Genomic DNA, 11784 nt, shown 5'->3' with positions numbered 1-11784 from the left:
AAAGGGTAGATAACAGTAGAGAACAGTGAAGGAAGATGGAAGGATTTATTTTTCTTTATTAAGTGGAGTTGGTTTGTGGGTAGTCAAAATGAGCTTGGTAGAAAAGTAAATGATAATATTAAGAGAGGTTGAGACAAAAGTGTTCAGCATCAAGAAATAAGAAGGAATTTCCGAAAATTGACAAGAAACACAAAAACTAGTTTTTGATGTTGATTGTTACCTACTTGGTGCTTCTCAAATTTTTGGTAAATTTCGGCAAATTTTCCGAAGATGCTACTTTTGTCTCACCGTGAACAAGAGGTCGTGAAAAGAGTGTTTTGACCTGAGCGCTCACCAAGTAAAAACTGCGACGAGTAATCGCAGGAGCATTAAGGATGGAAATCTCGAAACAGCTTCCCATGTTTTGAGATTTTTTGACTTATCGCCGAAGATCAGCTCTTTGAACACCGTGAATCAGAGGTCGTGAAAACATCGGGTAGCTCTGATGACAATAAGAAAGAATTTTTTGAAACAGCTCCTCATGTTTTGAAAAATTCAGGCTTATTGTTGAGGAGTTGCTTCTTGAACACCGTTTATCCGTTTTTAGAGATACTAGAAAAGACTGAGACAACTTTTGTCTCAGTCCCTCGTAAAGAGAAAAATAGTGTTCAAACAACCGCTCCTTGAAATAAGTCAATTTTTTTATATGAGAGGTTGTTTCAAAAAATTTTCTTATTGCCATTGGAGCGTTTTTTAACTGTATTACCAGATATGCACTCGTTTTTCAGGTGGAAGATACATCGCGTCTTTTTCAGTGATCGCAAATGTTTCATAAAATTCCATCAAGTTTTGGGGTTGGATATTGGCACGTAATTTAGCAGGGGCATGAACGTCGATTTGTAACAACAATTGTTGGTATTCTTTTTTTGCTTTTGTCCGCCAAATCGTCGCCCAGCTGACGAAAAAGTCTGCTAGTGAGTGATCTGCTTCGGTTTTTGCTGCTTCTAAAGCACAACTTAGACCGCCCGCATCTGCGATATTTTCTGAAACAGTAAGCTTACCATTAACAGTACCATCAGCAAATGATAAGCCATCAAATTCTTCGATCATTGCTTGGGCTTTTTCTTGGAAGTGCGCTAGATCTTCTTCCGTCCACCAGTTATTTAAATTACCATATTCATCGAATAAGGCACCATTATTATCGAAGGCATGAGAGATTTCATGGGCGATGACGGCACCGATCCCACCGTAGTTTGCTGAACTTGATTGTTCTAAACTATAAAATGGTGCTTGTAAAATAGCAGCTGGAAAAACAATGACATTTCTGAAAGGGTGGTAATAGGCGTTGACTGTATCAGCACTCATTTCCCATTCCGTCCGATCAACAGGTTGATTCCAGCGACCAAAACGTTCTTTCAATTCGATTTTGCTGAAGGCTAAAGCGTTGGAAAGCAAGGTTCCGCCTTCTTCTTGTGTCACTGTGTGGTACTTCGTATATAACGCAGGGATTTGGTCTGGATAGCCGACCTGAACTCCTAGTTTATCTAATTTGATGATCGCTTTTTTTCGAGTAGTATCGCTTAACCAGTTGTTTTTTTCTAAACGATCTTTATAGACAGAGATCATTTTTTCGATCATATGCTCAACATCTTTTTTGGCCGCTTCACCAAAGTATTTTTTGCCATAATAATCGCCAACGACTTGGTCAAATTGACCTGAAGCTAAGTAATAGGCAGCTTTTTTCTGTGGCATGGCTTCATCTGTGCCTGAGAGTGTCCGTGAGAAGATTCCGCTGATTTGTCTAAAGTCTTCTGATAGATAGCTACTCAACGAACGAATCGTTCGGACGATCATCCAGCTTTTGATCAATTGAAAATGTTCTGTGGTTAGTAGTTCGCCTAACTGTTCAAAATAAACAGGATCCGTCACGATTACTTTATCCGGTGTGGTACCAATCAATCCCACTGTCAACTTTTCCAGATCCAGTTTATCGGTATAGTGGATGAAGGTGTCAAATGACCGGGGATTGTACATTTTGCTGTAATCCGCTTTTTCTTCCGCACTTTTAACATGAGGCGCAACCAATCGATCAAATTGGATGGCTTGTTCAACGATTGCCTCTGCTTGGCTTTTTTCTTTTCCGGTTAATTCAACGAGTTGGACCATCATATCAAAGAAAACGCCTAATAGTTGCGCACCATTTGGATGTTCTGCAGTATAGTAAGTTTTGTCAGGTAGAAATAATGAAGGGGGATAGGCAAATAATGCGTTTGTTTGTGCATTTTTCATATCCGCATCGACATCTAAGCTAAACGGTAAAGGTAAACTATCCAATGTCCAAGTAGGAAATTGTTGGTTCAAGTCTTCAAAAGATTCGATTTTTTCAATTCGTTCAATTAAAGGAAGCAACGGTTTAGCAGCTAACTGGTTTCTTCGATCATAATCATTAGCTAATTGATAAAAATGAAGAAAGTGACGCATCATATCTGATTGGACTTTATCAGGTTCAGCCAGCATATGATCAATATCTGTCATCAAAAGATCATCGATACCGTCAACTAAGTCCTGGAAACCGCCAGTGGCTGGTTTATCAGCGGGGATCTTGGCTGTTTTTAGCCATTCTTCATTCACAGCTTCAAAAAAGTCTTGCTTTATAAGTTCTTTGTTCATTCGGTTATCGCTCCTTTTTATCTAATGTTCCTATTATCATATAAAAACAGCGAATAAACAAATAGAAAGAGGAAAGAAGCACTTGTTGGGGTCTTGCCGTAGGCACAGCAGAACTAGTCTATCTGATTTGTTTTTCTCCTTATTTCACTTATAATAAAAAAGACGGAGGTGATTCGTTCTTGAAAACTGTATTTGAACAATCAATCGAATGGAATCTAGATGGTATCAAGAAACGGTTAAGCGCTGTGGAACAGTTGGCGATGAAGGATGAAGAAAAGGGTTACGCTTTAATTTTTGAAGAGGGTAGTTATGTCATCCTAGATCAAAACAAACAACCAATAGAATACGGTCCTGCGAGCCACTCCTACCCAGATGCAAGAAAAGCTTATCAACTCGTACCGATGACTGAAGCAGAAGTCACCAATATTTCTCGTTGGCTTGCAGATAATCGTGAAAAAGCTTTGATTGCGCCAAAGGAAAACGGACAAGAACTTTTGGATTGTTGGGTGGGATTGCCTGAACAACGGTTTTTAAACTATAAAAATTGGCGGACACCGTCTGGCTATCTTTGTGGGACCTATGCTGCAACTGTCCTTATTGCTTATTACCAAGATTTTCAAAACGAATTGTTTTTCTCTCCAACGTTACGTGAAAAAGGAACGAAAGACCATGCGCAACTAAGTGAAGCATTACGCCAAGCGATCCAGCCGCTAGGACTTCCGACGGTTCCCGGTCAAGTCAGTCATGGTATCACGAAGTTTTTAAAACATACAGGAAATCGAGTGTCTGCTAGAAGTACGATGCTTGGTTCTTGGCAGCGAGCGACTAAACGGATTCGCCAAGGAAAACCTGTGATCTTAGGGGTGTTGAAAGTATTAGGGAGCACCTATGGCAATCATTGGGTCACTGCATATGCATATTATCAATCCTCTTCTGGAGAACGCTTTTACAAAGTTCATGACAACTGGGGCAACACGGATCAATTGATTCCTGCTAGTTGGTGTAATGGAACTGTTTCGCTGCCTTAAAAATTATTTACAGAAATTACCAGAAAAACTGGAAAAAATATGTTAAACTATCGAAGAAGAGAGAACAATAGGGAGGACAACATGAGTAAAAAGTATCAGGATGACACATTGAAAATCTTTAGCTTGAATGGAAATCGACCACTGGCAGAAAAAATTGCCAAGGTGTTTGGAACGGAGCTAGGAAAAAGTGTCGTAAAACAATTTAGTGATGGAGAGATCTCGATCAATATCGAAGAAAGTATTCGTGGGGATCATGTTTATATCGTGCAATCAACCAATCAGCCAGTTAATGATTATTATATGGAATTATTGATCATGATCGATGCGATGAAACGTGCCAGTGCAAAAACAATCAATGTTGTGTTACCTTATTACGGTTATGCCAGACAAGACCGTACAGCAAAACCACATGAACCGATCACAGCTAAATTGATTGCTAATTTGATCCAAGAAGCTGGCGCAACTCGTGTGCTGACATTGGATTTGCATACAGTTCAAGTCCAAGGATTCTTTGATATCCCTGTAGATAACTTATTCACAATGCCATTGTTTGCTCACTATTACCGAGAACTTGGTTTAACAGGTGACGATATTGTTGTCGTTTCACCAAAAAATAGTGGTGTCCAACGTGCAAGAAGTCTTTCTGAATATTTGAATAGTACATTGGCGATCGTGGATCACGCCGATGATGCAGATGAAAATAGTGGATATGTGATTGGTGATGTCCAAGGAAAAACATGTATCATGGTCGATGACATCTTGAATACTGGTGCAACGCTTGCTCGAGCTGCTAATGTTTTGAAAGAAAACGGAGCAAAAGAGGTTTATGCTTGTGCTTCACACGGCTTGTTGTCTGTTCCTGCAAAACAAATTTTAGATGATGCACCGATTAAAGATATCTGCATCACTGATTCTGTATTTACTCAAGAAGAACGTCATCCTAACAATTTAACGATTGTTACTTGTTCAGAGCTGATGGGAGAAGCGGTTAAACGAATTCATGAAAATACACCAATGAGTCCATTGTTCCGTCTAGAAGAAAAAGTATTTGATTAATCATTTTTTGTTAAGTGATGAAATAAAATTCGTTCGACAATCGTGGTAGCACGAATTGTGGAACGAATTTTTTTCTAAAAGTTGGGAAACTATCCTGGTTTAGCGATTGTTTCTTTGGTAACTTGCTTATTTTATGCTAGAATGTGCCTAGTTCTATTTGGAAGGGATGAAAGAAGTTGGAAAAAATCTATTTGGATCATGCAGCGACGACGCCCATGCATCCCTACGTCATTCAAGAAATGACCACAATGATGCAAGAAACCTTTGGGAATCCTTCGAGTATCCATGGCTTCGGCCGAATTGCCCATGAAAAGTTAGAAACAGCAAGACAACTTATTGCTGATAGTTTAAAAGTCAATGATCATGAAATTATTTTTAATAGTGGAGGGACAGAAGGCGATAATACAGCGATCCTTGAAACGGCTTTTTCACGAAAAAAAGACGGGAATCATTTGATCACTACCGCTATCGAACATCCTGCTGTCTTGAATACAATGAAATATCTGGAAACACAAGGCTTTGAAGTCACGTATTTACCAGTAGATGAAAAAGGCAATATTTCACTAACTGACTTTGATGAAGCATTAAGTGATGAAACGATTTTAGTCTCGATCATGTTTGGGAATAATGAAATCGGGAATTTGATGCCAATCAAAGAAATCGGCGAACGGTTGCGGGAACATCCTGCTTATTTTCATACCGATGCAGTTCAAGCTTATGGGAATCAGACGATTCATCCAAGGGAGTTAGGTGTGGATTTACTTAGCATCTCTGCCCATAAAATCAATGGACCAAAAGGCGTAGGATTTTTATATAAAAAAGATGGCATAAATATTCCTTCACTACTTTTAGGTGGAGAACAGGAAGAGAAGCGGCGAGCAGGTACTGAAAATCTCGCAGGTATCTGGGGAATGGCGCAAGCGGTCAAGCTTCTAACCGCTGAAGAACGTGAAGCTCGAAGTGAAAAATATGCTGGATTCCAAGAATTGATTTTGAATACCTTGAAAAAAGAAGGAATTTCTTATCAAGTCAATGGTGATTTAAACAACAAATTACCACATGTGTTAAACCTTCGATTACCTGGTGTTGCGAATGACTTACTTTTGATGAAGTTGGATCTTAATGGGATTGCGATATCTACTGGGTCAGCATGTACAGCTGGTAATATCGAACCTTCGCATGTGCTGGAGGCAATGTATGGGAAAGATACACCAATCCTTAAAGAATCCATACGAATCAGTTTTGGTTACGGCAATACCAAAGAAGAAGTCCAACGTTTTCTTGATGTATTGATCCAATCAATCTAAGTTGGAAAAAACCTAGTAAATGATGCAAGAAACTTTTATAATAAAAGTAGAAATCAATTTACCGAGGTGAAAATCATGGCATTTGAAAAAACAGCCACAGTTTTAGGAGCAAAAACAAGTTATCGTTTACATCCAGATGCAAAACGTTACACTTTGAGAGACAATGGATTTACCGAAACAAATGGCGGCAACTATCAGTTGATCCGTCCGCTAGATGCAACCCCACAAAGCAAAGAAGGGTTTAAACTAAAAATCACTGTTTCAAAGGATATCCAAACACTAAAAATGTCTATTACGACAGCTAACGGATTGAAAGCAGTCAATATTTTTAAAGACGACCGACAAAAAATGAGTCAAGATAAATTTTATTTTTTGATGGATGGTATGATCAGTCGAGGATTATTTGAAAAAGTCTAAGGAAGTCAAACGTGGCTATCATTGTTTCCAGTAAAAAAAGCAAAGAGAACAGCTAGTAAAGCTGATTTCTTTGCTTTTTTACTATCTATTGAAACGGGACAATCGCTAGAGAATAACCATTCCTCTATTCTACTTTTGTCCACTCATCTAAGGATTTACCATTTTCATCAATGATTTCTAACCAGCTGTTTGTTCCACCGAAGTAGAGTAACAGACTTGCTTCATTGACGCTTTTGACGATAATATCTTTGCTCGTTTTATTTCCTACAATGCTATCTTTATAATCATCACGTAATTTATCCCCATATTTTGCCGCATAACTGACGGAACCGTCTTTATTTAAAGGGGCTTCCGCTAATAGTATAGCCCCCTTTTTGATCAACAGTTCATTTCTACTGATCCAATAAAGTGTTGCCTGACTGTTTCTAAAATTAACGGTAAAAGGGATCTCACTAACTTCTTTCGTCCAACGATGTCTTGCTTTTGCCGGCTTTTTCTTTTGAGGACTGCTTTTTTCTAAAGAGTAACCAAATACTGCCAAGATTTTTGTGATTTCTTCGACTGGTTCCGCTAACTTTTTGACTTGTACTTGAGGGATCGTTTCTTTTGCGGAATCATCGATTTCTACTGTCAATCCCGTTGATTCTGCCTGTTCTTGAAGTAGGTAGCTTAGATGACTGGCTTCAAGATCCCAAGGAAGTTGAACCAATACGATGTGATCCCAACTTTTAGGTACCACGGTTTGACCGATTGCGATACATTGTTTGTTTTTGAAAAATAGATAAAGTGAATGATCAGGTAGAGCTGGTTTTTCTTTTGTGATAGTCATCTTCCCATGTTCATTTGGTAACGTAATCTCGATTGCTGAAGGAGTCAGAGTAGTATGAAAGCTGATAGGCATAATCAATACCTCCTGTTTTTCCTTAAGTTTACCATGATTCACACGTGCTGTCGGTTTTGACTAACTAATAATGAAGTTTGGATTCCTTTGCTTGTTCACTTTTCTTTCACAGTAACTGTAAAAGTAGAATCCGTTCTTTTGACGAGCCCTTTAAAGGTGTAAGTCAATTGATAGACACCTGGTTTGCTTGTATCGATTTTAGCACCATTCGTTGTGATGCGTCCATTTGAGTAAGGAACTGATTTCCCGTCTTCATCTGTCGCACTCACAAAAGCATCTTGTTTATTCCATTTTTCGCCTACAAATACGACATTATCTTTTGTAACGATAGAAGACAAGTCTTCTTTAATCGTGATTTGCTGTCGGGTACTGTATTTCCAATTATTTGTTGCATCATAATAAGCGATTCTAATCGTGTGTGTCCCAGGTTTAGACGTATCAAGCTCCTTTGTTTTGATTTCATCAATATAGTATTCTTCCACATCTTTTGCTTCAAGCTTTTGTCCATCTTTATCTGTCACGTTTTTAAATGGAGAATTTGGATCGAATGTTTGACCTGTGTATAGTGTCACATCTTTTAAGTCCAAGGTCGTTTGGTCTTCTACTACTGTGATTATCGCTGTATCTTTGAACGTTTTTGATTTTCCTTGCAACGAATAGATGACTTCATAAACGCCTGGTTTAGCAGTGTTAGCGGCTCTGCTTATGAAAATTCTTTCATCATCTGCAGGAATTTCATTTCCGTCAGCATCGGTAGCGTATAGAAGATTATCTGCTTTAGTCCATTGTTGTAAAGTGTAGATACGACTGTCTTTTGTTTTAATCGAAGTCAAGTCTTCCTTGACTGTAACATTTGTGGTAGAAGTTACAGTTTTACCTTTATCAGTAAATTGATAGACAATGGTGTAGTCACCCGGTTTGTGAGTATCGACTGTGCCGTTTACTGAAATCCTAGGGTCATCGAAAGAAACAGTTTTTCCATCCGCATTAGTAGCAGAAAGGAAATTGACTTTTTTAGTCCAAGCTTCCCCAACATATAAGACAGTATCTTTCGTATGGATGGAAGTTTTATTTTCTTTGACCGTAACTGAAAAAGGAGAATCCGTATTTTTGGCAATTCCTTTAAATGTGTAGGTTAAGTCATAAATACCTGGCTTATTTGTATCAACACTAGCATTGTTCGTTACAATCCGCTCGTCTTCAAAGGAAATCTCATTTCCATCTTCATCCGTTGCGTGAACGAAATTATCTTCTTGGTGCCATTTTTGTCCCTGATATAAGATACTATTTTTAGTTTGGATAGAGGAGTTGTCTTCTTTGACCGTAACTGTAAAAGTGGAATCCGTTCTTTTGGCAATTCCTTTAAACGTATAAGTTAACTCATAAACTCCAGGCTTGCTGGTATCAATACGAGCTCCATTTGTTGTGATACGCCCATCTTTGAATGGGATATCTTTACCATCTTCATCTGTTGCGTGAACGAAATTATCTTCTTTACGCCATTCTTGCCCCTGATATAAGATACTGTTTTTGGTTTGGATAGAGGAACGATCAACTGAGTCTACACTGATCTGTATTCCCGCATGGATCGGATTACCTTGACTATCTATAGGAACGATAACAAAGTGATGCGACATGCCTAAAGTTAAATTGACTAGAGAAGACGTTACTGACCCAGCGACAGATGTCATGCCACCGAATAGCCAACCTCCGCCACCAGAAAACCAACCAAAGATATTAAAACCTGATACGTTGAGTCCGCCGAAAAGGCCAGACCAATTAAGTGTTGCTTGAGAAGATGTGATATTTTCTGCTCTATCTTCATTTTGCTTTTCATCATGCTTATCCTCTGTTCGAATGATAACTTGATTACTTTGTTCTGACTCATTTCCAGCTTCATCAATAGCAGTCATATAGTAGGTGTAAGATTGCCCTTTTTCAACGGTGAAATCTGTATAGTAATTGGTGCCTTCGGGAACAATAAAAAATGTTTCATTTGTTGTTAAGAAAGACGGAGTATATTCGACTAGTAATGAAGAGGAGTGTCTTCGGTATAACCGTACTTCTTTTACTTTTTGATTATCTGTTGGAGGAGGCCAGCTAAACCTTGCGGCACTGCTTACTAAAGGTTGCCCTGTTAAAGGTCCAGTTAGTTTTGGTGGTTCAACGTCACGTGTTGTTACTTTTAGTATAGAACTTTTTTCAGATTCATTCCACGCATCATCAACTGCGACAACATAAAACTCATATTCTTTTGCTTGTTCAAGATCATCAAATGTTACTTTTAAATTTTGCGAGTGTTTTCCAGGATCAGGATAGGAAAGATCATTTGCATCTTTTGGAGCAAGTACAGTTTTAGTAAGTTCTCCATTTTTATAGATCTGATACTTTTCAACACCAGTATTATCTGTAGAATGATCAAAGGTTAAAGTGGCAGAATTACCACCGACTTCGATTGTTTTTAAATGATTAGGCGCTGATGGTGGTGCTTCATCAAATAAAATATCTAACATTCGATTTGTTTTCGGAACTTCCTGTTTAAAACGATTACTTATTTCCTTGTCAGGATTGAACTTTGCTGCGAAAGCTTCACAAATAAATTCTTCCCAATTACTTTTTGCATAAGAACTATTTAACAATGCTACTAATTCATTTATTTCAGCTTCTTTCAGCTGTTTTATTTTAGTCTCAAAAGCAATGGGATCATCTTTGAAAAGTTCTTTATGTTTAAATCTATCTTTTAAATCAATAAGGTAATGAAAAATTTCGTGTATGACTGTAGATGATAAGGTTTTATTTACATCTAGTTGAGGTAAGTTATCGGTTGGTTCGTAATGAGAAAAAGTAATCACGCTGTCACTGTCACTAAAATAACCTTTATCGTCGTCCCATGATTGTGTAAGTCCCAAATGTTTTAGGTCATAGTTCTGTTCAAAAACTTGTTGCCATTGTTCCGCTGGATAGTACTGGTTTAACTTCTCTAATGCTTCTGTATGAACGAATAAACCATTTGTAAAATGAAGTTTTTCCTTTTCTAGTAAATTCTCAGTAAGAATATGATTCGAGCTTAAAGAATCCAAGGTGTGTGAAATGACGCGAATGCTGTTTGTAAGGACGAGTCCGGCATTTAAGCCTAGTGGAGTCAACTTAACAAGGTTAGAAGGAGTATTGTAAAGCGATTTCATTTCGTGGTTCAACTTATTTTCTAACTCGGTTGTCTCATGTTCAAGTTCACTTCGATCGACCAACAGTGCATTGATGGTGATAGTCTTATCTTTTTGATTAAAATTGGACAGGGTATAATGCAAAGTGCTTTCTCTTGGTAATACGTATTTTGAGTCTAAGAGCGTTCCAACCCTCATCATCTTCGTTCCTTTAGGTACAGTAATTTTCATCTGGATATACTCATTATTTTCAAGATTCAGTTTATTTTTAGTCAAACTGCCCAGAAGGTAACCATGGTCAATACCATAACGGCTATTTTTTAACATGGATTGATAGATTTTATCGGGATTGCTAATAAAATACTCTGAATTGATTCCGAAATCATCCGGTGTAAAGTTTGCGTATAAATTAATATCTTCTGATGCTTGTGTGAGAAACAGATCGTCAAGAAGTTTTATATTTTGCTGTGGTTGGTAGTACTCAGATCTGTTCAGGTATTTTATTCGTAATTTTTTGTTGATACCGGTTATAAATTTAATGTCTTCATTAAAAACTGTTGGAAAATGACGATTGCTCCAAGCTAATGCTGCTTTAGAATCATTAGCTAAATTTAACGCATCTACTTTGGTTTCTAGATTGTTCGAGTCTTTGACTTCTTGAAGTGTCTGTTTGTTGTTTTGGGTATATGAAATAAGCGGTAGAGTGACTTCATTCATCTCGTGTGTAATGACGGAGCTGGCAGGATTCAATAGCATCGTAAGCGGCAGTAAAGATAAGAGTAACTTTTTCATGAATTTTCCTCCTTATACTCAATTAAGTATTATTTATTTTTATTCTTTGATCATTGATACCTTATAAAAAACATACTCTAGTTCTAAAAACAGAAAGTAAACATGGTACCTTCGCTTGGATTTTGGTTGAAAAATGGTGTTGTCTAAAAAAGAAATAAGCGTTTAATACTAAACTTGCAAGGACAATAGGGAAAGATTTTATAAGGTTATCGCACTAAACATTCAAGAGCACCCCTCCTTTGGTATTTCAACAATATAATAACATATAAAAATGATTTAATTACTTATATTTTATAGTTACAAATGTTTTTTATTCTGTCGGTTGTTATGCATAACAAGAATAAATAAATAGTTAGATCGAACATAGTTATATCAAAATTTAAGGTTTTGAAAAGGCGTTTTTGAATATATTGTGATTGTGACATTGTTTTTTTGACAATAATTAACAATGGCTTTTATATAGAGTGATT

General features: G+C 37.5%; 7 protein-coding genes. 4 read left to right on the top strand and 3 right to left on the bottom strand.

From position 1 onward, the window contains the following. Positions 1-741: 741 nt before the first annotated feature. A complete protein-coding gene (locus IGJ32_RS10690; RefSeq protein WP_053766300.1) occupies positions 742-2649 on the bottom strand; it encodes a M13 family metallopeptidase in 1908 nt (635 codons plus the stop codon). Positions 2650-2828: 179 nt separating this feature from the next. On the opposite strand from IGJ32_RS10690, the gene IGJ32_RS10685 reads away from it, so the two are divergent. The 4 genes from IGJ32_RS10685 to IGJ32_RS10670 all read left to right on the top strand — a co-directional run bounded on the left by IGJ32_RS10685 (position 2829) and on the right by IGJ32_RS10670 (position 6457). Continuing rightward, the gene (locus IGJ32_RS10685; RefSeq protein ID WP_342082049.1) at positions 2829-3677 is read left to right on the top strand and encodes a dihydrolipoamide dehydrogenase; all 849 of its coding nucleotides are present in this window, start codon (positions 2829-2831) and stop codon (positions 3675-3677) included. An 81-nt stretch (positions 3678-3758) separates the two neighbouring features. Further along, complete coding sequence (locus IGJ32_RS10680) at positions 3759-4733, top strand: ribose-phosphate diphosphokinase (protein ID WP_010720818.1); 975 nt, start codon at positions 3759-3761, stop codon at positions 4731-4733. Between the two features lie 176 nt (positions 4734-4909). Continuing rightward, entirely contained in the window at positions 4910-6040 is a 1131-nt protein-coding gene (locus IGJ32_RS10675) for a cysteine desulfurase family protein (RefSeq protein ID WP_096708753.1), read from the top strand. Positions 6041-6115: 75 nt separating this feature from the next. Further along, on the top strand, positions 6116-6457 hold the full coding sequence (locus tag IGJ32_RS10670) for a DUF1831 domain-containing protein (RefSeq protein ID WP_010720816.1): 342 nt from the start codon (positions 6116-6118) through the stop codon (positions 6455-6457). Between the two features lie 124 nt (positions 6458-6581). Here IGJ32_RS10670 and IGJ32_RS10665 read toward each other — a convergent pair whose 3' ends face one another. Next, positions 6582-7358, bottom strand: coding sequence for a hypothetical protein (locus IGJ32_RS10665; protein ID WP_010720815.1), 777 nt, complete (start codon positions 7356-7358; stop codon positions 6582-6584). Between the two features lie 95 nt (positions 7359-7453). Continuing rightward, the gene (locus IGJ32_RS10660) at positions 7454-11314 is read right to left on the bottom strand and encodes a bacterial Ig-like domain-containing protein (protein ID WP_342082047.1); all 3861 of its coding nucleotides are present in this window, start codon (positions 11312-11314) and stop codon (positions 7454-7456) included. Positions 11315-11784 lie beyond the last annotated feature (470 nt).

The organism is Enterococcus sp. DIV1639a, from assembly GCF_050530445.1.
In the GTDB taxonomy this organism is placed as follows: Bacteria; Bacillota; Bacilli; order Lactobacillales; family Enterococcaceae; genus Enterococcus_B; species Enterococcus_B hirae.
Note: the sequence above shows the minus strand (reverse complement) of the source record. Positions and strands in the feature narration are given on the sequence as shown.